Source organism: Mesorhizobium sp. B2-4-7 (genome assembly GCF_006442685.1).
Taxonomy (GTDB): Bacteria; Pseudomonadota; Alphaproteobacteria; order Rhizobiales; family Rhizobiaceae; genus Mesorhizobium.
The window spans coordinates 82686-103547 of sequence record NZ_VFVH01000003.1 but is presented as its reverse complement, the minus strand read 5'-3'; the positions used below and the strand labels follow the sequence as shown (position 1 = coordinate 103547).

Sequence of the window (20862 nt, the reverse complement as noted above, 5' to 3'; positions counted from 1 at the left end):
CTCAGATCAGCCCGGAATCGCGCGCGGCGGCGGTCGCCTCGCCACGCGAAATGGCGTCCAGCTTGCCCAGCACCGCCGAGACATGATGATCGACGGTCTTCGGTGAGATGGTCAGGTGCTCGGCTATTCTCTTGTTGGAAAAACCGCGTTCGATCAGTTGCAGGACCTGCATCTGGCGCAGCGTCAGGCCAGCTTGATTGGCGCGCGTGCTCTGCCGCGGTCCCCTTGCAATGTTATTGACGCCATTCTGCCGCATGACGGCGCGGACGTGCTGGGCGACCGGCCGGGCACCGAGCCCCTCGAATATATCCAGGGCCAGGCGCAGGGCCGGCTCGTCGCCGCGCAGCAGGGCGAGCGCCTGCTCGAACGGAGCACCCAGCCGGGCCCACAGCGTCGCGGCACCGTGCCAATCGCCGGCGAGCAGCAGGCGATAGGGCTCCGCCATGCCGGTCGTATCGCCAGGGTCGCTTTCAGGCGACAAGAGCAGCCGCCAGACGGCCAGTTCGGCGAACATCGCCCTCGTCGGCGACAGGCTTTCTGCCAGCTCGATCAGGCGAAGCGCCTCACTGGCGTCGCCTTGCCCAAGCCATGCCAGTTCGGCCATCGACGCCGTGTAAGGCACCAGCCGCTGCAGCTCCATTCCCCTGTCCAGGAACCGCTTCATTTCCTCCAGCACCGGCCCAGCCGGATCGCCTCGCCTTATGCGCAGTTTCGCCAGCGCGACCAGGGATGGGTAACGCACCAGGGCTGTCGTTGCAGCATCGTCGATGACGTCGAGAGCCATGGCCGCCGCATCGTCCCAAAGGCCGCGTCGCAAAAGCAGCTGCGCCTGCACGCCCCGCATATAGTCGCGCCAGGTCGCGAGGTCGTTCTCAACGCAATAGGCAATGCCGCGGTCGAGAAAGGATTGCGCGCGCACAAGATCGAGCTGGTTCATTTCGGCGCAGGCGCAATTGGTGAAGCCGCGTGCCGCGTGCTCCTGGAAATTCTGCACGAGCGCGATTTCAAGGCTGCGGGCGAGGTGAAACCGGCCTTTGGCCAGGTCAAGCCACTGCTCGGCCGAGCCAAGATTGTTGAGCGCGTGGCAGATTATCTCCGGCTTGTTCAACCGTTCGGCCAGAGCGACTGCCTTGCCGCCAAGCAGCAACGTCTCATCGAGCTTCTCGGCCAGCATCGCCAGCTGCGAGAGATTGGAATAGGCCATGGCAAGCTCCGGACTGGCAGGCGCCTGTTCCAGCAGTTCCACTGCCTGGGCCCCGAACAGGTCCGCCTGTTCGCGGTCACCCACCAGATAGGCGAAGCGCGACAGGCATCTGAGGCTGTCGCCCTCCCTGAGCGTGTCGCCCAGCGCCTGCTGTAGCCGGCGCGCCTGGCTCTGCGCCTCGATGGCCGCATCGATGCGGCCGATCAGATGGCATTCAAACGCATATCCTTCGTAAAGCCTCGCCCGGTCGCTCATCGGCAGGCTGTCGGCATGCCGCAAGGCGACCTCGTAGTAGCCGGCGGCATCGCGATGCGCGCCGACGCGGGAAGCCTCGCGCGCTGCGAGCGGGGCAAGCTCGCGCACCGCCTCAAGATTCTGGGCCTCCACAGCATGGTGCACGAGCCTTGCGGTAGTCACCTCGGCGTTTTCCTGCAGTGCGGAAAGCGCGCGTTGGTTGAATTCGCGCCGACGGCTCGAGGTCAGCGCCATCTCGATGGCGCGACGGGCGATCTCGTGCCGGAAGGCGTAGCCATCGCCGAGATCGTCGAGCAAGCCATTCGAGACACATTCCGCCAACTGGCCGGCGCTGGCGACGCCACAGAGGCCGCGCAGCGCCCAGGCATCGGCGCGGCGTGGAAACACAGACACCGCGTCGAGCATCGAGCGCGCTCCCTGCGACAGGCGCTCGGCACGCGCCAGCACGGCGTCGCGGACGCTGGCCGGCGGGATCATCTCGCTTTCGGCAGCCAGCAATTCGGTGACGAAGAAGGCGTTGCCCGCGGTGGCGCGATAGATTGCGCTGCCGTCGCGGTTGGCTGCTTCGGCAAGCGACAACACCGCCGCCTCGCTGAGCAGTGGCACTTCGATGCGCTGGACGTTGCCGGCTGGAATTTCGCCGAGCACCCGGCGCGCACGCATCTGCCCTTCGCTGCGGTCGGTGCGTGCCGTGAACAGCACCAGCATATGCGTGTTGGTGATGCGCCGGCCCAGGAAACGGACGAAATCCAGGGTCGCGTCGTCGGCCCAGTGCATATCCTCGATGACCAGCAAACCCGGCCGAGACCTCGCCTCGAAAACCTCGAGAGCGTCTGAAAACAGGGGCAGCCGCTGACCTTGGCGGTCGTCGATTGCCCGGGGCAGTGCCCACTGCGCGTCCCGGGCCAGATCATAGAGCGGTCCCAGCGGATCGGGAATCGACAGGTCCTCGCAAGCGCTGCGGAATATGGAAACGTGCTGCCCGGCACGGGTTACGAACGCCTCGACGAGTGCCGTCTTGCCGGCGCCGGCCTCGCCCAGCAATGCCGCCACGCGGCCGCGACCGCGCGCGGCCTCCGCGAGCAGTTCCTCCAACTGATCGAGTTGTGCCTGCCGTTCCAGAAGCATCGTCACTGGCCCATAAGTATCGTCGTCCCTCGACCCTTCTCCAAAATACCCCCGCTTCGGTATCCGCAGTGTGGCTCCCAGACCAAACGTCGAAAACATAGGGAATCGTCCCGCGCAATATGGGGAAAGGCTCCGATGTGCGCTTTCGACGATCGTGATTTTTCTCCAACCGCGCTCATTTCGAGCGTGAATCAGTCACAAAAGGAAGCCACTCCATGCCTCGCTATCTGATCGAACGGACATTCCCCGACGGGCTCAACGTGCCGACGAACGACGTCGGCGCGACGGCGCTCGGCGGCATCATCATGCGCAACGCCGAGAAGGGGGTCACCTGGCTGCACTCCTTCGTGTCGCCCGACAGGAACAAGAGTTTCTGCATCTACGACGCCCCCTCGCCGGAGGCGATCCGCAGCACGGCGCAGAAGAATTCGCTACCGGTGGACAAGATCACGGAGGTGAGGGTCCTGGACCCTTACTTTTATCGCTGACCCTATGGACCAAGGATGGAACAATGAGCGTGAGATCGTCCTGGGCAGCGATGGGTGTCGGCTTTCCGTGCTGTTTCCTCCCGAAACGGCAGCCGCCGTCGTGGCGTTCGACCATGCACCCTCCCGGCGTGGTCTCGCATCGCGGATTGTCTCCGCGCTGCTCGCGCCATTGCGAAGCCGGCGCAGGCGCCTGCCACCGCAAGACGATTATTTAAGGCGGGACGTCGGCCTGCCGGAGCACGAGATGCGGCGGGACTACTGGGAATATTGGTGGTGGCATCAATGAGACCGCCGCCCGGCTAGAGAGGAACGGATCGGACCCGTCCCGCAACTGACGATCCAACGCGCAGGCATGGCAGCAGGGCCTTACAGGCCGGTCCTGCCGCCTGCGCGTCACCAACAACCAATGGAGAATAAAATGAACGTCAATTTCTGGCGCCTTGCCGCGCTGTCCATCATGGCGATCACCGCCACTGCCGCATCTGCGGAGAGTGGCAATCGGCTGGCCGCCGAGGTGCGGGCGGCCAACGGCCGCTTCGTGAATGTCGCGGCGGCCACCGCCGAGGGCTATGCGCCGATTCCCTGCGCCAGCGGCATCACCGGCGGCGCGATGGGCATTCACTACGTCAACGGCGCCTATCTCAAGGATGATGCCGTCGACCTCGCCAAGCCGGAGGCCGTGATGTACGAGCCGATGGCCGATGGCAAGCTGAAGCTGGTGGCCGTCGAATATATCACCGCGAAGGGTCCCGCGTCGCTCGAAGGCCAGCTGTTCAACTTCGACAGCGCCCCCAACCGCTACGGCCTCGGCCCCTTCTACGAACTTCATGTCTGGGCCTGGAAGCAGAACCCGACCGGCGCCTTCGCCGACATGAACCCGAATGTCTCATGCGACGCCATGAAAAAGGCCGACTGACGGCACCGCCTGCCGGAACAGTGCCGGCAGGCCTTTTATGCGTCGCGAGGAGAAACCATGCCCGAGATAGCTATCTTCCTGGCAAGGCTGCGCGCCCCACCATGGCGGCTGATGGCCATCCTCGCTTGGCTGGCGCGCGGACGGCGCCTCCGACATGAGCGGCGTCACCTGGAGGCCATGCCCGATTTCATGCTGAAAGACATCGGCATCAGCCGTTCCGAGATCGACTATGTCGCAACTCACGGCGAAGCGCGCCGCTCTTAGGCTTGGCTGGGAGTTGGAACGACAGAGCGCGTGTCTCCTGCTTGCGGCATGGAACCCACACCGGTCGTCCTCGCTGGCCTCTCTGCCATTGTGTATGCCTCTTCCACCCACCCTTTCTTAAGGTGTCTCCGCTACACCAAAGCCTGGAAAGAAGCGGAAAACGGAGAACAATCGGGGTGCGCTTTTCCGCGGCCACGACAGCCGGGCGGTTCTTGCCGCAGCGTTTGGCGCTGCGCGTGGAGCCGTTGCTTGGCCGCGTCGACGCCGTGCTGTTCACCGCCGACGAGCGCGGCGAGGCCGGCCGCATGTCGGTCATTGCCTTTTCCATCCGCATCGTCAGCGCCGTCATCGCCTTCGTCAGCCAGGTGTTGATGGCACGCTGGATGGGCTCGTTCGAATACGGCATCTTCGTCCTTGTCTGGGTGACCATGGTCATCGTCGGCAATCTCGCCTGCCTCGGCTTCCACACCTCGGTCATCCGCTTCATTCCCGAATACCGCGAGCGCGGCCTCATCGACGAGTTGCGCGGTATCGTCGTGGCCAGCCGCCTGTTCGTCCTGATCGCTTCGACGGTCATCGCCGGGCTCGGCGCGCTCGGCGTGTGGCTCGCTTCGTCATGGACTGAAAACTACTATGTCCTGCCGTTCATCCTCGGCGTCATCTGCCTGCCGATGATAGCGCTGTCGGATCTGCTGCAAGGCCAGGCCAGGGCGAACAGCTGGGCGCTGTTCGCCCTGGCGCCGACCTATCTGATACGGCCCGTGCTGATCCTGCTGTTCATGGCGCTGATGCTTTTCGCCGGCTACGCGCCCGACGCGAAGACCGCGATCTTCGCCTCGATCGCCGCCACTTACGTCACCACGCTCGCCCAGCTTATCGGCGTCACCCGGCGCATGGAAAAGCAGATTCCGGCCGGGCCGATGAAGGTGCATTTCGCACAATGGTTCATTGTCTCGCTGCCGATCTTCCTGGTCGAAAGCTTCTTTTTCCTGCTCACCAATGCCGACGTGCTGATGGTCGGCGCCTATATGGACCCCAACGACGTCGCCGTCTATTTCGCCACGGTCAAGACACTGGCGCTGGTGCATTTCGTCTACTTCGCCGTCAAGGCAGGCGTCGCTCAGCGCTATGCCCAGTTCACCCATGGCGAGCCGGAAAAGCTCGCCGCCTTCGCCCGCGAGACGGTGTCGTGGACCTTCTGGCCATCGCTCGCCATGGCGCTGCTGGTGCTGGCGCTTGGCAAACCGATGCTGATGCTGTTCGGTCCCGAATTCACATCGGGTTATCCGCTTCTGTTCCTGCTCGTCTTCGGCGTCGTGGCGCGCGCCGCCGTGGGCCCGTGCGAAAGCCTGCTCACCATGAGCGGCAACCAGAATGTCTGCGCCGCCGTCTATGCCATGACGCTGGCCTTCAACATTGGCCTGAACGTGGTGCTGATCCCGCTCTTCGGCCTGTGGGGCGCCGCAATGGCCACCGCCTTCGCCATGATCTTCGAGGCCGGCGCGCTGTCCTTCACGGTCTGGCGCAAGCTCGGGATCGTCATGGCGATCTTCGTGCCAGCCAAAGGAGCCGCGTGATGGCCGCCATCCCCTTGCTCGAGGAAACCAGCGGCGGCCCCGCCGGCGCCATGGTGTCCGGCCTTGCCGGACTGGGGCGCGACACCGACCCGGCCCATATCGAGATCCTCGCCAACAACCGGCCCGAGCGGAAACTGGCCATCTATCCGGCGTCGGCCGGGTTCGACCTCGTCGAGGAGCTGGATTATCTGTGCGCCCGCACCATCGAGCCCAACGTCTTCTTCAACCCGCGTTTCCTCGCGCCCGCAATGCCCCGGCTGGAAGACCGCGAGGTGCGTCTGGCCGTCATCCGTGACGGCGATGAATACCGCAACCGGCTACGCCTTCTGGTGCCGTTCTCGGTGGAGCGGCCGGTGGTGCCGCTCGGGGTTCCGGTCATGCGCACATGGTCGAGCCCGTTCGGCCCGCTCGGCACCCCGCTGGTCGACCGCGACGATCCGGTCGGTGTCCTCGAGGATTTCTTCTCCATGCTGTCGCGCCCGCATCTGAAGCTGCCGAAAGTGTTCGTCCTGCCCGACATCAGGCTCGACGGCGCGGTGGCGAGCCTGGTTGCCACTGTGGCCGAAACGCGTGGCCTGATGTTGGTCACCACCGGTCACGCCCAGCGTCCGCTGCTCGAGAGCGAACGCGACGCCGAGGACTATCTGAAGGCTTCGCTGCGCGCGCACCATTACCGCGAGTTCCGCCGCCTCAAGCGGCGGCTGGGCGACCTCGGCAAGCTTGAACATGTCGTGGCGCGCGGCCCCGACGAGATCCGTCACGCCATCGAGAGCTTCCTGACGCTGGAGGCGGCCGGCTGGAAGGGCCGCGAGCGCACGGCCATGGCGATCGACCGCTACCGCGCCGCCTTCGCCCGCGAGGCCGTGCACAGGCTGGCCGAGCAGGACCTGTGCCGCATCCATTCGCTGACGCTCGACGGCCGCACCATTGCGTGCCTGATCGTCTTCGTCGAAGCCGGCGTTGCCTACACCTGGAAGACGGCCTACGACGAAACTCTGGCCGGCTATTCGCCAGGCACGCTGCTGATGATCGAGGTGACCAGGCAGCATCTCGACGACCCCAACATCATGATGACCGATTCCTGTGCCGTGCCCGACCATCCGGTGATGAGCAGGCTGTGGACCGAGCGCAAGCCGATGGGCACGCTGGTGATCGGCCTGACGCCGGACGCCGACCGTCTCGCCCGCCAGGCGGCCTCGCAACTGCATCTCTACCGGGAGACCCGCAACATGGCCCGCCTGCTGCGCAACCGGATGAAGAGCCTGCTCAAGAGACGATAGACGCGCTCGCATCTTCTGGAGCGCGTGGATGCTTGCTTCAAGCCTGAGCATTTGGTTGCTTCATGGGATAAACAGTCACTGTATTGATAGCGTTTATTCGCCAGCGCCTGCTTGAGCAACAGTCACAATCTTTCAACAAAGCGCGACAAAGGTGATACGATTTTGGGTATAATTCATGTCGCTTGCCGGCGGCGCATCCGTTTTTCTTGAGCGCTTTTCCTCGTGGCGGACATCAGAATTAGCTAATTCATTCGAACATATAAAGGACATTCACGGAACTTAAGTGGTAACATAAGACCTTTGGGACCAGACCCTGGGACTTTGGTCCGCCTTCACGAAATCCGGCAGCGAGCATGAGGCTAATCTTCATTGCTCTTCAGGAACTTGAAACGGCCGACCAGATCTAACTTGAGCCACTCGTCCTCATTCTTCCCCGTCGCTTTCGGCGGTGGCGCGCGGATTGCGAGGAACAGGCGCTGAACGCGAGAAATCCACCTGCCGGAACCAGCGGGGGAGCCGCCAATGGGAAAGCTGCCGGCGCCAGAATCCTGGACGCGTAGAAGCCCGCCACGGAGCCCTACGGGGACGGTCTTGGGCGAGCGAGCGCCATGTCGAAAGTGTCCGGCAGGTGAGGATGCGCGCCGGTCCGTCTCACCGAAGCCGTGGTCATCGCGTCGACCGGGAGAATAATCGACATGCGAGCATAGTGGTCCGGCCACAGCGGCTTTCCAAACAGGAAGAACACGATCGCGAGAAAACAAATCAGCAGCAGGACAGCGAAGGTGTTCGCGATGATCTCGCCAAGCTGCATGTCTTTCTCCCCGAAGTCGGACACCCGCCGCTCGCAGCAACGGCGGGCGTCCAAGGACCGTCGATGAAGGGACTTTACTCGACGGCTTCCACGCCAATGAGGAACGGCGGCTTATGTTCAGGGTTTAGGACCAATGCGTCGATGCTTCGGACTTCAGTCCCAATTGCGGGTCCGAGGAGAAGGAGACAGTCTGCCTTTCGCACCGGCTAAGCCCTCCACCAAGGTACCTGACAGCCGGGAGCACAGCCCGGCCTGCTCGCCAAGTGCCGAACCTACCGCCAAAAGCAGGCCGGGCTCCTTCTGTCGATAGTCAAGATCGTCGCCCAACGGGGAAAATGACCAGCTACAAGGTGGAGGAAATCCTGGGCGAGAGAATTATCGGCACGCACGAGGTGGCGGCTTCAAGTCCCGCAGGGGCTGCCAGACGGGCAACCGGTCATCCGATGCAACCCCGCATTCCAGGCGCGCTGTTCGTTCGGGTCACCAGAGAGGACGGCACGGTCGCCGAATTCAGCTTCGCGGGATTTCCTTGTTGAACCCGGATGCCGTCGGATAGGACGGCACGAGTGGCGTTTCTTGCGACTATGGCCGGTGTCTACGCCGACCCATTGGCGCGGTTCGGCATTGAAGGAACCCGCTCGCTCTGACCCTTTGTATTCACGTGAATTCCGAAGCTCGTCGATGAATCGTTTCGACGCGACTTGCACCAGAATTGCGTTAGCGTCCCAGCGGCTGTCTGGATGCCGAAACCAATTCGTCCTCATCCCTGATCCCGGCCATGTAATTCGCGATTATGCGGGATGAAATCGCTTCACGTTGCTGGGCCGATCGGGCGTCGAGCTTCAGCCTGTCGAACACGCGGCCAAGCAGGGCCACTTCGGAGGAATCGAAGACGCCAGCCTCCTGAGCTTTCTGACGAATCGGCATGAGTTCCTCCCTTTCAGATAAATAAGCAACAACTGATGCAAGGGGCAATCTCAAGCCCTGATATATCCACACCGAGGAACGGTCAGGCGGCCAACATAGGTCCTGAAGCGTGAAAGCGGCTACCGCATTGGACAGGCCGAAGATGCACTCCTGCACCCGGCGAGCCGCTCCCGGATGTCGCTCTTGCGATATCGGCTTTAAACGGCGCACGACAAACTCGAACACCATATCCGCATTTGCCGAAACGCCGATCGGGAATTAGCGGCAGACGCATCGAAGCGGCGACTGAAATGGTGCCCCTAGCCGGGATCGAACCAGCACTCCTTGCGGAACTCGATTTTGAGTCGAGCGCGTCTACCAATTCCGCCATAGGGGCTCAGGCCGGGCGGCCTGGATGGCGCGGACTATACGGTTGGAGGCCTGTTCGTCAACTGGCCTGTTGCCGATAGCCTGCGGAGCCGCGACCAAACCGCCCCTTTCGGTTTCCTGCGGGCACTGCCATTGTGCGGCGCGGAAAATCTTTCTAGACAGACGTCGTGTCGAAGCGCCTGGCGTCCGGAAGAAGGAACGCGGCGCGCTTCGGGTCTTGGTTTCACGCATGCACCTGTTTCATCCATGCCCCTGGTTTTCTGCCTGCTCTTATGCCGGCCACGCCGTGCATGTGGGCGCCGTGCGGTAGGCATTTACGACATTAGGAGAGCCGATGCTTCGCGGACTGTACGACTGGACCTTGTCGCTGGCGGCGCGCAAATCCGCCGAATGGTGGCTGGCCTTCATCGCCTTCGTCGAGAGTTCCGTGTTCCTGGTGCCGGCCGACGTGCTCTATCTGCCGATGGCACTGTCGCGGCCTGATCGCGCCTATCGCTATGCGCTGATCGCCACCGTCGCCTCCGTGCTGGGCGGCATCGCCGGCTGGTTCATCGGCCACTACGCCTACGACGCGCTGGCGCGGCCCATCCTCGAATTCTACGGCAAGTATGACGAGTTCGAGGCGCTGCGCGTCTCTTCGGGCATCGGCTTCATCATCTTGATGCTGATCACCTCGGGCGCCGCCCATCTGCCGCCGATCAAGGTGGTGACGATCCTTTCGGGGGTCATCGGCGTCAATCTTTTGCTGTTCATCGCGCTGGCAATCGTGGCGCGCGGCGGGCGCTTCCTGCTTCTGGCCTGGCTGCTGCGCCGCTATGGCGAGCCGATCCGCGAGTTCATCGAAAAGCGCCTCGGCCTGATCGCGGGTGCGGCGGCAGCCGCCCTGATTTTGCTCTATATCCTGGTCAAATACGCCTTCTGATTCATGTCGCCCAAACCGCGCGGCGGCGTGGCGACATGGACCACAAGACCGGGCGAGCGGCGAACACAACGGACGAAAGACCCCATGACTGCGACCATGACTGCCAACACCGGACGCCAGCGGACCATGACGGCCCTGTTCCTTGCCGTAGCCATGGCCGCCACTGTCAGCTCCGCGCTCGCCTTCCAGTACATTGGCGGCTACATCCCTTGCCATCTCTGCCTGGAACAGCGCACGCCCTACTATATCGGCGTGCCGCTGATGCTGCTGGCGCTGCTTGCATCGGCGCTGCACGCGCCGGCATGGGTGGTGCGCGGCTTGCTGGCCATCGGCGGCCTGCTGATGCTCTATGGGCTGTATCTCGGCATCTATCACGCCGGCGTGGAGTGGGCCTGGTGGCAGGGCCCGGCCGATTGCACCGCGGGCGGAGGCCCGGTCGACACCGGCGGCAAAGGCGTGCTCGACGCGCTCGACAAATTCGTGCCCCCCTCCTGCGACAAGGCCGCGCTTCGCATTCTCGGCCTGTCGCTCGCCGGCTGGAACGCCATCGCCAGCCTTGTCCTTGCGGCCGTCGCCTTCCGCAGCGCTCTTTCGCGCGACTGAGTCCGTTCAACCGAACGGCACGACAAGAGTTCGAGCAGAAATCCGGCGGGCCGAGTCGGATGGCGCGGCTTTCGACGTCCGAGCCAGGTCGACCCCCACTCCGTCTCGGCTTCGCCGAGCCACCTCTCCCCCGATCGACGGGGGAGAGGAATGGCGCGAACCTATTGCCTCAGGCTCCTTTCCTCTCCCTCCGGAGGGGGGAGAGGTGGCGCTGCGAAGCAGCGACGGAGTGGGGGAAGCCGGTCCTCAAAACGCGAAGCCGCTGATAAGTGAGCGCGGCCGAGCTGGTCCGATATCAGGGTATGTCAGACTATCATGGAGACAATCGCTTCAGACGGCCAGCGTCCCGAATTGTCGGACGCTCTCAGGGTTCGAGTTCGACATCCCAGTACAGATAATCCATCCAGCTTTCATGCAGATGGTTGGGCGGGAACAGACGGCCATTATTGTGCAGGTCGTGCACCGTCGGCTGGTAGGGCTTCTGCAACGGCCACATCTTGGCATGCGCCGGCATCATGCCGCCTTTCCTGAGATTGCAGGGGGAACAGGCGGCGACGACATTCTCCCACGTCGTAGCACCCCCGCGGTGGCGGGGGATGACGTGATCGAAGGTCAGATCGTCGGGCGTGCCGCAATATTGGCACTGGAAGCGGTCACGCAGGAAGACATTGAAGCGTGTGAAGGCGGGATGCCGCGACGGCTTCACATAGGCCTTCAGGCTGACGACGCTCGGCAGCTTCATCGAGAAGGTCGGCGAGGACACCGCGTGCTCGTATTCGGCGACGATGTTCACCCGTTCGAGGAACACCGCCTTGATGGCGTCCTGCCACGACCAGAGCGACAGGGGGTAATAGCTGAGCGGACGGTAATCCGCATTCAGCACCAGCGCTGGAAGCCCATCCGGAGATACGGCAACCGTCACGTCGTTGGCCTCCTTGGTTCTCTAACCTGAATGGCGCGGATACTGTAAGCCCGACATGACAGGGATGTGAAGCGGATTGTCACGCGTCCGAAGGCACAAAAAAACGAGATTTTGATGCTTTTTCGCGCTTTCAGGCCGGGGGTGCGGCATCCCTGCCCTTCAATTCGCGATAATAGGACCAGAAAAGCCGCGATGCGACACCTCTCCATGGGCTCCATGATTCGGCGAGTTGGATCAGTGTTTTCTCCTGCGGACGCGGGTCGATGCCGAGCGCATGGCCGACGGCGGTCTGGAGCGCGACATCGCGCGCCGGGAAGATGTCGGGATGGCCTGCGGCGAACAGCAGATACACCTGCGCCGTCCACGGACCGATACCGGGCACGGCCGTCATGGTCGTGATTGCCTCGCCGGCGTCAAGCGAACACAAATGACGAAGATCGAGGCCGTCCGCCACCGCCTGGGCGGCGGCGAGGAGGCCGCGTTGCTTGGGTCGCGACAGGCCCGCCTCGCGAAACATGTCCTCGCCGGCGGCAAGGATCGCCAGCGGCGTCAACGGGTCGACCAGTTTCGTCAGCCGGCCGAAGATCGCATCGGCGCTGGCGCGCGACACCTGCTGCGAGACGATAATCGAGGCAAGGCTCGAGAATCCTGGTTGGGACAGCCGTAGCGGCACCTCGCCCGCCATGCCGCGGATCTTTTCCAGCCTTGGGTCGATCGCGCAAAGCGCGTCGAGTCCCCGGGCGATGTCGTCCAATGTGGCGATACGTTGCATGCTTTCTTGTCCCTGAACAGGCCGCACGGTAGCAATTGGCAAAACCGCCGCACAACCCGATTGCCGCTCAAGAGATGACACTCCTGACATTCCGTTTCGCGCCCAGTCCCAATGGCGAACTGCATCTCGGCCATGCCTTTTCGGCGCTGCTCAACCAGAAACTGGCGCGAGCGGTCGGCGGCCGCCTGCTGCTGCGCATCGAGGATATCGACACCACGCGCTGCTCGCCGGAATTCGAGGCGGGCATCTTTGCCGACCTGAAATGGCTCGGTCTTGCCTGGGAACAGCCTGTACGACGGCAATCCGAGCACTTCGCCTGTTATGAGACGGTGCTTGGCCGGCTGATCCGGGAGGACCTCGTCTATCCCGCCTTCATGAGCAGAAGCGAAATCCGGGCTTTCATCGCCGACAGCGAAAAGCGCGACTGGCCGCGCGATCCCGACGGCGTGCCGGTCTATCCCGCCGTCGACAAGGCTCTGCCGGCGAAGGAACGCCGGCGCCGCATTGCCGAGGGCGCTCCTTTCGCCTGGCGGCTGGATGTCGATGCGGCGATGGCACGCGTCGGCAAGGATTTGTCATGGAACGAATTTTCAGACGAATCGCTTTCCGCGACGCGCGTCGTCGAGGCCCGCCCGCGCGATTGGGGCGACGTGATCGTGGCGCGCCGCGAAATCCCGACCAGCTATCATCTCGCCGTCGTCGTCGACGATGCGCTGCAGGGCGTCAGCCATGTCGTGCGCGGCCAGGATCTTTATTCCGCCACCGGGGTACAGCGGCTGCTTCAGGAACTGCTTGGCCTGCCGCAGCCAGCCTACTTCCATCACCGGCTGATCCTGGGACCCGACGGGCGCAAGCTGTCGAAAAGCCTGAAGGACACCGGCCTTGCCGTCTTGCGCGAAGCGGGCGTGTCGGCTCACGATGTCAGGCGGATGGTCGGTCTCTGACGCAGGCGAAGGCCGAAGAGACAGCTTGCAGAAAAGGCGGCCGGTTGAATTCCGGTGATGCATGGATCAATCGTTTCGTTTTGCGCGCCGGCTTGAACCGGACTAGAGCTTCGGCACGGCTCAATTCTCATCAAGCGCGGTCCCCGGAAAATGCACAGCGTCAAGCGGCTCATCCCCGCCACTTTCGTCGTCCTGTGGGCGACCGGCTTCATCGGCGCCCGCTATGCCATGCCGTGGGCCGAACCGTTTACGTTCCTGGCTGCGCGCTTCGTCCTGGCGGCGGCGTTGTTCGCCGGCCTGGTGGTCGTACTTGGCTCCAAGAGAGCCTCCCGCGAAGAGGCATTGCACGCCACCGGGGCCGGCATTCTGATGCATGGCGTCTATCTCGGCGCGGTCTTCTGGGCTATCCACAGGGGCATGCCCGCCGGGCTGTCGGCGCTGATTGTCGGCCTGCAGCCGCTGATCACGGCGGTGCTCGCCGGCAAGTTTCTCGGCGAGGCGATCCTGCCGCGCCATTGGGCCGGCCTCGCGGTCGGCCTGGCCGGCGTCGTCATCGTGCTCTGGCCAAAGCTCGGCGCGCTCGGCGGCGGCGTGACGTCAGCCACGTTGACAGCCTCGCTCGTCTCGGTGCTCGGCATGAGCGCCGGCACGATATGGCAGAAGCGTTTTGCTTCCGGCGGCGACCTCGTCGCCGCGACCATGTGGCAATATGTCGGCGGCGCTTCGGTGATGATCCTGGCTTCACTGGCCTTCGAGACCCACACGGTCGTCATCAACGGCGAATTGATCTTCGCCATGGTCTGGCTGGTGCTGGTGCTGTCGATCGGCGCCATCTTCCTTCTGATGGTGATGATCCGCGACGGCGAGATGTCGAAGGTCGCTTCGCTGTTCTATCTGGTGCCGGCGGTGACGGCCGTCATCGCCTGGGCCTTGTTCGACGAGCAGCTCAACGCGCTTCAGATTGCCGGCATGGCGATCACGACCTTCGGTGTCGGTCTGGCAACGGCGCGGCAGACCAAGGGAAGAATTGTAGAAATGAGGAATTGAGGAATTGAGGAAAATGGTGCCATCTGGCGCTGGGGGCTTCTTCTTCAATTCTCCAATTCTCCAATTCTCCAGTTCCTCAATTCAGCCGGTCATCCCACCCGCGCGCGTGCCTCGAGATAGCGGCTGATTGCTGCGTTGAGTTCGCCGCCGAGAATGAAGATCGCGGACACGATGTAGAGAAAGACCACCGCGATCATGATCGAGGCAAGCCCGGCATAGGTCGTCACATAGGACGAGAAATGGTCGAGATAGGTGGCGAAAATGGTCGAGCCTATCAGCCATGCGGCGAGCGTGAAGACGATGCCGGGGATCAGCGAGACGAAACGGCGCTTGCCGGCCGGCAGCCAGTAATGCACTGAAAACAGACCGCCGACGATGACGGTCGAGGCGATGACGTAGCGCCACAGCGTGATGGTGCCCGTATAGGGTTTTATCCACTCGAAATGCGCCTCGGCCAGCCGCGCCAGCAATGGCGCGAAGACCAGGAGCACGCTGATCGCCAGGAAGCCTGCCGTGGCGATCAGCACGAAGAAGATGCTCTGCACGCGGCGATAGATGATGCCGCGCGTCTCGGTGACGCGATAGGCCCGGTTGAGCGAGGTGCGCAGCGCCTCGATGCCGTTCGAGGCGAAATAGGCGGCCAGCAGCACGCCGTAGGTGAGCAGATCCGATCGTCGCACGGTGAGCACGTTCAGCACCTCTCGCGCGATCGGTTTGGCGATTTGTTCCGGCCAGGTGTCGAAGACCAGGTGCACGGCCGTGTCGGCGAAGGCTTGCGCGCCGAGGAAGCTCGCCAGCGTGGTGGCGAAGATCAGGAACGGAAACAACGCCATCAGCGAGGTGATTGCCAGATGGCTGGCCATCGCCCAGCCGTCATCGGTGTTGAAATGACCGATCGCGTCGTAGAGCACGCGGCGCAGGGCGACGATATTCCGCAACAAGAACCGCGCTCCCCTTCGATTGTCTCGACGCCGCGAATATGGGAAGGGAATGCGGCAAATGGCAACCCTTGGTCATAAGACGAATCCGTCGGCACGCGCGTTGCGCGTCATCATCGTCACCGGCGCGTCGTCCGGCATAGGCGCTTATTGCGCGCGGGCGCTCAAGGCGGAAGGCTGGCGGGTGTTCGCCACGGCGCGCAAGCCCGAAGACATCGCGGCCCTGGAAAAGGAGGGCATCGAGGCGTTCTATCTGGACTATCGCGAACCTGCCTCCATCGAAGCGCTTGCGGCTTCAGTGCTGGAGCGGACCGGCGGCAGAATCGATGCTCTGTTCAACAATGGCGCCTATGCACAAGCGGGCGCGGTCGAGGATCTGCCGGTGGCCGCCTTGCGCGAGCAGTTCGAGGCCAATTTCTTCGGCTGGCACGACCTGACCCGCCGGCTCGTGCCGGTGATGCGCCGCCAGGGCCGTGGCCGGATCGTTCATTGCTCGTCGATCCTTGGCTTGGTGCCGGTACGTTTTCGCGGCGCCTATTCGGCATCCAAACACGCTTTGGAGGCGCTGATGCTCTGTCAGCGCCAGGAACTGGCCGGCAGCGGCGTGCATGTCTCGCTGATCGAGCCGGGGCCGGTGAACTCGAAGATCGCCAGCAATGGCCTCGCCTGGTTTCTCAGGAATATCGACCATGAGAATTCCGTGCATCGCGCGGACTATGAGGCGCAGTTGGAACGGATGCGCACCGGCGGCAGCCAATCGGCGCTGAAGCCGGGGCCGGAAGTGGTCCACAAAGCGCTTCGCCATGCACTTCTGTCGCGGCGCCCGCGCCCGCACTATGTGGTAACAGTGCCGGCCAAGGTCGGCGCCACGCTCAAACGCATCCTTCCGGCATCGATGCTTCACCGCCTGCTCGCCAAACGCGCCTGAACAAGAAAGGGACTGGAAACGCAAAATGGCATCCGTCTTCAACATCCTTGCCATCCTGGTCATGGTCGCCGTGGTGATCGTGCTGGTCCGGGGCCTGATCAACATGATGCGCGGCGGTTCCGGCATGACCTCCAACAAGCTGATGCAGACGCGCGTCGTGCTGCAGGCCGTGGCGCTGGCGCTGATCCTGCTGGCGGTGTATTTCACCCGCAAATGAGGACACCGGCCGTTCGGGAGGCGACGTGGTCAAGCTCAACAAGATCTACACCCGCACCGGCGACAACGGCACCACCGGGCTCGGCACGGGTGAGCGGCGGCTGAAGTCCGATCTCAGGGTGGACGCCTACGGCACTGTCGACGAAGCCAATGCCTGCATTGGCATGGCTCGTGTTCACACCGCCCCAAGCCACCCCGCGATTGACGCCATGCTTGCCCGCATCCAGAACGATCTCTTCGACCTCGGCGCCGATCTGGCCGTGCCCGACGACGGCAAGCCGCTCGGCTACGAGCCGCTGCGCATCATTGCCGCGCAGACCGAGCGCGTCGAACACGACATCGATCTCCTCAACAACGACCTCCAGCCGCTCAAATCCTTCGTGCTGAACGGCGGCACGCCGGCCGCCGCTGCGCTCCATCTCGCCCGAACGGTGGCGCGGCGGGCCGAGCGGCTGATGGTGGCGCTCGCACAGCATCCTGGTGAGCACGTCAACCGCGACGGGCTGAAATACATCAACCGCGTCTCCGATTTCCTGTTCGTCGCCGCCAGGGCGGTCAATGACAATGGAAATGCCGACGTGTTATGGGTTCCTGGCAAGAACCGCTGAACTATGCCAAGGCGGGAGAGGCCAGGCACCTATGTTCGTCCCGCTCTACGACACCAACAGGCTGCGGCACATCAGGCTGCAATATGTGACGATCGCCCTGATCCTGGCCAACGCGCTGGTCTATTGCGCCACCGCGCTCGGGGGCGAGAATTTCACCAATGCCGCCGTGCTCGGCCTCGGCTTCATCCCCTCCGTGGTGCATGACACGGCAGAGCTCGACCCGCGCTTTATCGTCATTCCCGAAAGCCTGAGCTATCTCACCTACTCATTCCTGCATGCCGACATTTTCCACCTTGCCGGCAACATGCTGTTCCTGTGGGTGTTCGGCGACAATGTCGAGGACGCGCTCGGCCATATCCGCTATCTCATCTTCTACCTCCTGTGCGCCATCGCCGGAGCCGCCTTCCAGGGCCTCATCGCGTGGGACTCGCAGGTGCCGCTGATCGGCGCCTCCGGCGCCATCGCCGGCGTGGTCGTCGCCTACCTGATCCTCTATCCCAGGGTGAAGGTCTGGGTGCTGGCCTTTGCCCGCATTCCGCTGCGCATCCCGGCCTTCATCCCGCTCCTCCTGTGGGTGCTGTTCCAGATCGTCATGTTCGCCGCCGGTGGCGAGGACCAGATTTCCTGGGCCTGCCACATAGGCGGCATCATCGCCGGCGCCGTGCTGGTGCTCGTGCTGCGCAGCCGCGGCGTGCCGCTTTTTGCGGGCGCGGACGAAGAGGCCGCACCCGCCGACCAGCCCGCCATCGCCGTAGATCCGGCCGTAAACGAGCCGATTGCCGCGCAGCCCGTGCCACGCTGGGGTCGGGGAAGTGCCCCCGGCCCCGACTGAACCGATTGAGTGAATTGCCCGACGCCGTAGCATATTGACGTGCGGGTTCGCCGCAACTACGGAAGCGTTTCCGCCCGCCTTTGGCGGTTGAAGAGCAGAATTTCCATCCGGAATGTCGGCTTTCGACAACTCTGACAGGGTTCACGCTGGTATAGCGCGCCCCAACTATCTCAAGAGAGGTGACAGGAAAATGAAGATCCTTGTGCCCGTGAAGCGGGTTGTGGATGCGAATGTGAAGGTTCGCGTCAAGGCTGACGGTTCGGCGGTGGAATTGGCCAACGTCAAGATGGCGATGAACCCATTCGACGAGATCGCGGTGGAAGAGGCGATCCGGCTCAAGGAAGCCGGCAAGGCCGAAGAGATCATCGTCGTGTCGATCGGCCCACAGCAGGCGCAGGAGACGCTTCGCACCGCGCTCGCCATGGGCGCCGACCGCGCCATCCTGGTCAAGACCGACGAGCAGACAGAGCCACTGGGCGTCGCCAAGGTGCTGAAGGGCGTGGTCGAGGCCGAGCAGCCCGGCCTGGTCATCCTCGGCAAGCAGGCGATCGACGATGATTCCAACCAGACCGGCCAGATGCTCGCAGCCCTTCTCGGCTGGGCGCAGGGCACGTTTGCTTCCAAGGTGGTGCTCGACGGCGACAAGGCCAGGGTGACGCGCGAGGTCGACGGCGGCCTGCAGACGGTTGAGCTGAAGATGCCGGCGATCGTCACTGCCGACCTTCGCCTCAACCAGCCGCGCTATGCATCGCTGCCCAACATCATGAAGGCCAAGAAGAAGCCGCTCGACGAGAAGAGCCCGGCCGACTACGGCGCCGACGTCAAGCCGCGGCTGAAGGTCATCAAGACCGAAGAGCCGGGCGGCCGCAAGGCGGGCGTCAAGGTCAAGAGCGTCGCCGAGCTCATCGACAAGCTGAAGAACGAAGCCGGCGTGCTCTGAGATCGGAAGGAACAGATAAAATGACCATTCTCCTCATCGCCGAACACGACAACGCTACCCTTTCCGACCAGACCGCCAAGGCGCTGTCGGCCGCGCTGCAGATCGGCTCGGACGTGCATGTGCTGGTGGCCGGCAAGGGCGCCAAGGGCGCAGCCGACGCCGCCGCCAAGCTGAAGGGCGTGAGCAAGGTGCTGCTGGCCGAAGCCGACGAGCTTGCCGAGCGTCTCGCCGAGCCGACCGCGGCGCTCGTCGTGTCGCTGGCCGGCTCCTATGACACCATCGTCGCGCCGGCAACCTCGTCGGGCAAGAACGTCGCGCCGCGCGTGGCCGCTTTGCTCGACGTGGCGCAGGTCTCCGAGATCATCGAAGTGATCTCGCCGGATACCTTCAAGCGGCCGATCTATGCCGGCAACGCCATCCAGACGGTACAGTCGTCCGATGCCAAGAAGGTCATCACCGTGCGCACCGCCTCCTTCCAGGCGGCGCCCGAGGGCAGTTCGGCCGCTGTCGAAACCGTCAGCGCTGCGGCCAATCCGGGCCTCTCCTCCTTTGTCGAGAACAAGCTGTCGGAGACCGACCGTCCGGAACTGACCTCGGCCAAGATCATCATCTCGGGCGGCCGCGCGCTCGGCTCCTCGGAGAAGTTCCAGGAGGTCATCCTGCCGGTCGCCGACAAGCTCGGCGCTGCCGTCGGCGCATCCCGCGCCGCCGTCGATGCCGGTTATGCGCCGAATGATTGGCAGGTCGGCCAGACCGGCAAGGTCGTCGCCCCCGACCTCTACATCGCCGTCGGCATCTCCGGCGCCATCCAGCACCTCGCCGGCATGAAGGATTCGAAGGTCATCGTCGCCATCAACAAGGACGAGGAAGCGCCGATCTTCCAGGTTGCCGACTATGGCCTCGTCGGCGATCTGTTCGTTGTCCTGCCGGAGTTGCAGAAGGCGCTTTGACGCCCTGCCGCAAAGCGTATTAAATTGTGAGGGGTGGGGTAGACGAAGTCGCCCCACCCTTTTAGTTTGCACCGCACAAAAAGCAGGCCGCAAAGGCCTTTTTCGACGGGATCGGTGTAATGAGCAAGATCGAAACGATCGGCATCATCGGCGCGGGCCAGATGGGCGGCGGCATCGCCCATGTCTCCGCACTTTCGGGCTACAAGGTGCTGATCTACGATATATCGCCCGACCGTATCGAGAAGGGCATCGCCACTGTCAGCGGCAACATGGCCCGCCAGGTGGGGTCCGGCAAGCTCGACGAGAAGCTCCGCAACCAGGCGATGGCGCGCATCGCGGCGGCGCCATCCATGGCCGATCTCGCCGGTGCCGACCTGGTCATCGAGGCAGCGACCGAGGACGAGACGGTCAAGCGCAAGATCTACGCCCAGCTTTGTCCGCAGCTCAATCCCGAGGCCATACTGGCGACCAATACCTCGTCGATCTCGATCACGCGGCTAGCCGCACAGACCGACCGCCCCGAGCGCTTCATCGGCATCCACTTCATGAATCCGGTTCCCCTGATGAAGCTGGTCGAACTGGTGCGCGGCATCGCCACCGAGGACCAGACCTTCGAGGCGGCAAAGACCTATGTGAAGCAGCTCGACAAGACGATCACGGTCTCGGAGGATTTTCCGGCCTTCATCGTCAACCGCATCCTTTTGCCGATGATCAACGAGGCGATCTACACGCTCTATGAGGGCGTCGGCACGGTCGATGCCATCGACACCGCCATGCGGCTCGGCGCCAACCATCCGATGGGGCCGCTGCAGCTGGCCGATTTCATCGGCCTGGACACCTGCCTGTCGATCATGCAGGTGCTGCATGACGGCCTGTCGGATTCGAAGTACCGCCCCTGCCCGTTGCTGGTCAAATATGTCGAGGCCGGCTGGCTCGGCCGCAAGACCGGCCGCGGCTTCTACGATTATCGCGGCGAGCATCCGGTTCCGACACGCTGACCCGCCAGGGTTGATCGCGGCCC

General features: G+C 63.5%; 23 protein-coding genes and 1 tRNA gene. 17 read left to right on the top strand and 7 right to left on the bottom strand.

Translation table 11 applies throughout. The features are described from left to right. Position 1: 1 nt before the first annotated feature. On the bottom strand, positions 2-2587 hold the full coding sequence (locus FJ946_RS10575; protein ID WP_140566109.1) for an AAA family ATPase: 2586 nt from the start codon (positions 2585-2587) through the stop codon (positions 2-4). Between the two features lie 215 nt (positions 2588-2802). Here FJ946_RS10575 and FJ946_RS10570 point away from each other — a divergent pair, with 215 nt between their 5' ends. The 5 genes from FJ946_RS10570 to FJ946_RS10545 all read left to right on the top strand — a co-directional run bounded on the left by FJ946_RS10570 (position 2803) and on the right by FJ946_RS10545 (position 7112). Further along, positions 2803-3075 carry a DUF4242 domain-containing protein gene (locus FJ946_RS10570; RefSeq protein ID WP_140500909.1) on the top strand — a complete coding sequence of 91 codons (273 nt, stop codon included), beginning with the start codon at positions 2803-2805 and terminating at the stop codon, positions 3073-3075. A 418-nt stretch (positions 3076-3493) separates the two neighbouring features. Then, positions 3494-3991 carry a hypothetical protein gene (locus FJ946_RS10560; RefSeq protein WP_140500907.1) on the top strand — a complete coding sequence of 166 codons (498 nt, stop codon included), beginning with the start codon at positions 3494-3496 and terminating at the stop codon, positions 3989-3991. 57 nt (positions 3992-4048) lie between these two features. Further along, positions 4049-4255 (top strand): DUF1127 domain-containing protein, encoded by a 207-nt coding sequence (locus tag FJ946_RS10555; protein ID WP_140525446.1) that lies wholly within the window; start codon positions 4049-4051, stop codon positions 4253-4255. Between the two features lie 176 nt (positions 4256-4431). Continuing rightward, a complete protein-coding gene (locus FJ946_RS10550; protein ID WP_140513849.1) occupies positions 4432-5832 on the top strand; it encodes a lipopolysaccharide biosynthesis protein in 1401 nt (466 codons plus the stop codon). Next, positions 5832-7112: a GNAT family N-acetyltransferase gene (locus FJ946_RS10545; protein WP_140525444.1), complete on the top strand. Its 1281-nt coding sequence runs from the start codon at positions 5832-5834 to the stop codon at positions 7110-7112. The genes FJ946_RS10550 and FJ946_RS10545 overlap by 1 nt, the downstream gene beginning before the upstream one ends. Before the next feature lie 577 nt (positions 7113-7689). Here the strand turns inward: FJ946_RS10545 and FJ946_RS10540 are convergent. Continuing rightward, positions 7690-7923 carry a polymerase gene (locus FJ946_RS10540; RefSeq protein ID WP_140500900.1) on the bottom strand — a complete coding sequence of 78 codons (234 nt, stop codon included), beginning with the start codon at positions 7921-7923 and terminating at the stop codon, positions 7690-7692. A gap of 335 nt (positions 7924-8258) precedes the next feature. On the opposite strand from FJ946_RS10540, the gene FJ946_RS10535 reads away from it, so the two are divergent. Further along, positions 8259-8459 (top strand): hypothetical protein, encoded by a 201-nt coding sequence (locus FJ946_RS10535; protein WP_140525443.1) that lies wholly within the window; start codon positions 8259-8261, stop codon positions 8457-8459. A gap of 181 nt (positions 8460-8640) precedes the next feature. On the opposite strand, the gene FJ946_RS31525 is transcribed toward FJ946_RS10535, so the two are convergent. Both FJ946_RS31525 and FJ946_RS10525 read right to left on the bottom strand, forming a co-directional pair. Then, positions 8641-9078 (bottom strand): hypothetical protein, encoded by a 438-nt coding sequence (locus FJ946_RS31525; protein ID WP_348640499.1) that lies wholly within the window; start codon positions 9076-9078, stop codon positions 8641-8643. 63 nt (positions 9079-9141) lie between these two features. Continuing rightward, a tRNA-Leu gene (locus FJ946_RS10525) sits at positions 9142-9226 on the bottom strand. A 327-nt stretch (positions 9227-9553) separates the two neighbouring features. Between FJ946_RS10525 and FJ946_RS10520 the strand changes: the two genes are divergently transcribed. Together FJ946_RS10520 and FJ946_RS10515 are read left to right on the top strand one after the other, a co-directional pair. Continuing rightward, positions 9554-10141 (top strand): YqaA family protein, encoded by a 588-nt coding sequence (locus tag FJ946_RS10520; RefSeq protein ID WP_140500881.1) that lies wholly within the window; start codon positions 9554-9556, stop codon positions 10139-10141. A gap of 84 nt (positions 10142-10225) precedes the next feature. Further along, positions 10226-10744 (top strand): disulfide bond formation protein B, encoded by a 519-nt coding sequence (locus FJ946_RS10515; RefSeq protein WP_140565917.1) that lies wholly within the window; start codon positions 10226-10228, stop codon positions 10742-10744. Positions 10745-11108: 364 nt separating this feature from the next. Here FJ946_RS10515 and FJ946_RS10505 read toward each other — a convergent pair whose 3' ends face one another. Together FJ946_RS10505 and FJ946_RS10500 are read right to left on the bottom strand one after the other, a co-directional pair. Beyond that, entirely contained in the window at positions 11109-11666 is a 558-nt protein-coding gene (locus tag FJ946_RS10505; RefSeq protein ID WP_023677956.1) for an HNH endonuclease, read from the bottom strand. 130 nt (positions 11667-11796) lie between these two features. Beyond that, positions 11797-12438: a DNA-3-methyladenine glycosylase gene (locus FJ946_RS10500; RefSeq protein ID WP_140565915.1), complete on the bottom strand. Its 642-nt coding sequence runs from the start codon at positions 12436-12438 to the stop codon at positions 11797-11799. A 74-nt stretch (positions 12439-12512) separates the two neighbouring features. Between FJ946_RS10500 and gluQRS the strand changes: the two genes are divergently transcribed. Continuing rightward, positions 12513-13382, top strand: coding sequence for a tRNA glutamyl-Q(34) synthetase GluQRS (gluQRS, locus tag FJ946_RS10495; protein ID WP_140565912.1), 870 nt, complete (start codon positions 12513-12515; stop codon positions 13380-13382). Positions 13383-13532: 150 nt separating this feature from the next. Beyond that, the gene (locus FJ946_RS10490) at positions 13533-14429 is read left to right on the top strand and encodes a DMT family transporter (protein ID WP_140560188.1); all 897 of its coding nucleotides are present in this window, start codon (positions 13533-13535) and stop codon (positions 14427-14429) included. An 89-nt stretch (positions 14430-14518) separates the two neighbouring features. Here the strand turns inward: FJ946_RS10490 and FJ946_RS10485 are convergent, their stop codons facing one another. Then, positions 14519-15370, bottom strand: coding sequence for a YihY/virulence factor BrkB family protein (locus FJ946_RS10485; RefSeq protein ID WP_140500876.1), 852 nt, complete (start codon positions 15368-15370; stop codon positions 14519-14521). Between the two features lie 58 nt (positions 15371-15428). Here FJ946_RS10485 and FJ946_RS10480 point away from each other — a divergent pair, with 58 nt between their 5' ends. The 7 genes from FJ946_RS10480 to FJ946_RS10450 all read left to right on the top strand — a co-directional run bounded on the left by FJ946_RS10480 (position 15429) and on the right by FJ946_RS10450 (position 20839). Continuing rightward, positions 15429-16295, top strand: coding sequence for an SDR family oxidoreductase (locus FJ946_RS10480; RefSeq protein WP_140565909.1), 867 nt, complete (start codon positions 15429-15431; stop codon positions 16293-16295). 25 nt (positions 16296-16320) lie between these two features. Further along, positions 16321-16512, top strand: a complete 192-nt coding sequence (locus tag FJ946_RS10475) for a twin transmembrane helix small protein (RefSeq protein ID WP_140500874.1) — start codon at positions 16321-16323, stop codon at positions 16510-16512. Positions 16513-16537: 25 nt separating this feature from the next. Continuing rightward, on the top strand, positions 16538-17119 hold the full coding sequence (locus FJ946_RS10470) for a cob(I)yrinic acid a,c-diamide adenosyltransferase (RefSeq protein ID WP_140500873.1): 582 nt from the start codon (positions 16538-16540) through the stop codon (positions 17117-17119). A gap of 31 nt (positions 17120-17150) precedes the next feature. Further along, positions 17151-17951 (top strand): rhomboid family intramembrane serine protease, encoded by an 801-nt coding sequence (locus FJ946_RS10465; RefSeq protein ID WP_140565907.1) that lies wholly within the window; start codon positions 17151-17153, stop codon positions 17949-17951. A gap of 190 nt (positions 17952-18141) precedes the next feature. Further along, entirely contained in the window at positions 18142-18891 is a 750-nt protein-coding gene (locus FJ946_RS10460; protein WP_140500871.1) for an electron transfer flavoprotein subunit beta/FixA family protein, read from the top strand. A 20-nt stretch (positions 18892-18911) separates the two neighbouring features. Beyond that, positions 18912-19841 carry an electron transfer flavoprotein subunit alpha/FixB family protein gene (locus FJ946_RS10455; protein WP_140565904.1) on the top strand — a complete coding sequence of 310 codons (930 nt, stop codon included), beginning with the start codon at positions 18912-18914 and terminating at the stop codon, positions 19839-19841. 119 nt (positions 19842-19960) lie between these two features. Continuing rightward, positions 19961-20839, top strand: coding sequence for a 3-hydroxybutyryl-CoA dehydrogenase (locus FJ946_RS10450; protein WP_140500869.1), 879 nt, complete (start codon positions 19961-19963; stop codon positions 20837-20839). Positions 20840-20862: the final 23 nt, after the last annotated feature.

Excerpts from the sequence above, each read along its gene's own strand:
- FJ946_RS10465 (WP_140565907.1), top strand. The coding sequence starts at position 17,151 with ATGTTCGTCCCGCTCTACGACACCAACAGGCTGCGGCACATCAGGCTG.
- FJ946_RS10540 (WP_140500900.1), bottom strand. The coding sequence starts at position 7,923 with ATGCAGCTTGGCGAGATCATCGCGAACACCTTCGCTGTCCTGCTGCTG.
- FJ946_RS10515 (WP_140565917.1), top strand. The coding sequence starts at position 10,226 with ATGACTGCGACCATGACTGCCAACACCGGACGCCAGCGGACCATGACG.
- FJ946_RS10480 (WP_140565909.1), top strand. The coding sequence starts at position 15,429 with ATGGCAACCCTTGGTCATAAGACGAATCCGTCGGCACGCGCGTTGCGC.
- gluQRS (WP_140565912.1), top strand. The coding sequence starts at position 12,513 with ATGACACTCCTGACATTCCGTTTCGCGCCCAGTCCCAATGGCGAACTG.
- FJ946_RS10475 (WP_140500874.1), top strand. The coding sequence starts at position 16,321 with ATGGCATCCGTCTTCAACATCCTTGCCATCCTGGTCATGGTCGCCGTG.
- FJ946_RS10560 (WP_140500907.1), top strand. The coding sequence starts at position 3,494 with ATGAACGTCAATTTCTGGCGCCTTGCCGCGCTGTCCATCATGGCGATC.
- FJ946_RS10460 (WP_140500871.1), top strand. The coding sequence starts at position 18,142 with ATGAAGATCCTTGTGCCCGTGAAGCGGGTTGTGGATGCGAATGTGAAG.
- FJ946_RS10570 (WP_140500909.1), top strand. The coding sequence starts at position 2,803 with ATGCCTCGCTATCTGATCGAACGGACATTCCCCGACGGGCTCAACGTG.
- FJ946_RS10455 (WP_140565904.1), top strand. The coding sequence starts at position 18,912 with ATGACCATTCTCCTCATCGCCGAACACGACAACGCTACCCTTTCCGAC.
- FJ946_RS10490 (WP_140560188.1), top strand. The coding sequence starts at position 13,533 with ATGCACAGCGTCAAGCGGCTCATCCCCGCCACTTTCGTCGTCCTGTGG.
- FJ946_RS10535 (WP_140525443.1), top strand. The coding sequence starts at position 8,259 with ATGACCAGCTACAAGGTGGAGGAAATCCTGGGCGAGAGAATTATCGGC.
- FJ946_RS10575 (WP_140566109.1), bottom strand. The coding sequence starts at position 2,587 with ATGCTTCTGGAACGGCAGGCACAACTCGATCAGTTGGAGGAACTGCTC.
- FJ946_RS10520 (WP_140500881.1), top strand. The coding sequence starts at position 9,554 with ATGCTTCGCGGACTGTACGACTGGACCTTGTCGCTGGCGGCGCGCAAA.
- FJ946_RS10450 (WP_140500869.1), top strand. The coding sequence starts at position 19,961 with ATGAGCAAGATCGAAACGATCGGCATCATCGGCGCGGGCCAGATGGGC.
- FJ946_RS10555 (WP_140525446.1), top strand. The coding sequence starts at position 4,049 with ATGCCCGAGATAGCTATCTTCCTGGCAAGGCTGCGCGCCCCACCATGG.
- FJ946_RS10545 (WP_140525444.1), top strand. The coding sequence starts at position 5,832 with ATGGCCGCCATCCCCTTGCTCGAGGAAACCAGCGGCGGCCCCGCCGGC.
- FJ946_RS10500 (WP_140565915.1), bottom strand. The coding sequence starts at position 12,438 with ATGCAACGTATCGCCACATTGGACGACATCGCCCGGGGACTCGACGCG.
- FJ946_RS31525 (WP_348640499.1), bottom strand. The coding sequence starts at position 9,078 with ATGGTGTTCGAGTTTGTCGTGCGCCGTTTAAAGCCGATATCGCAAGAG.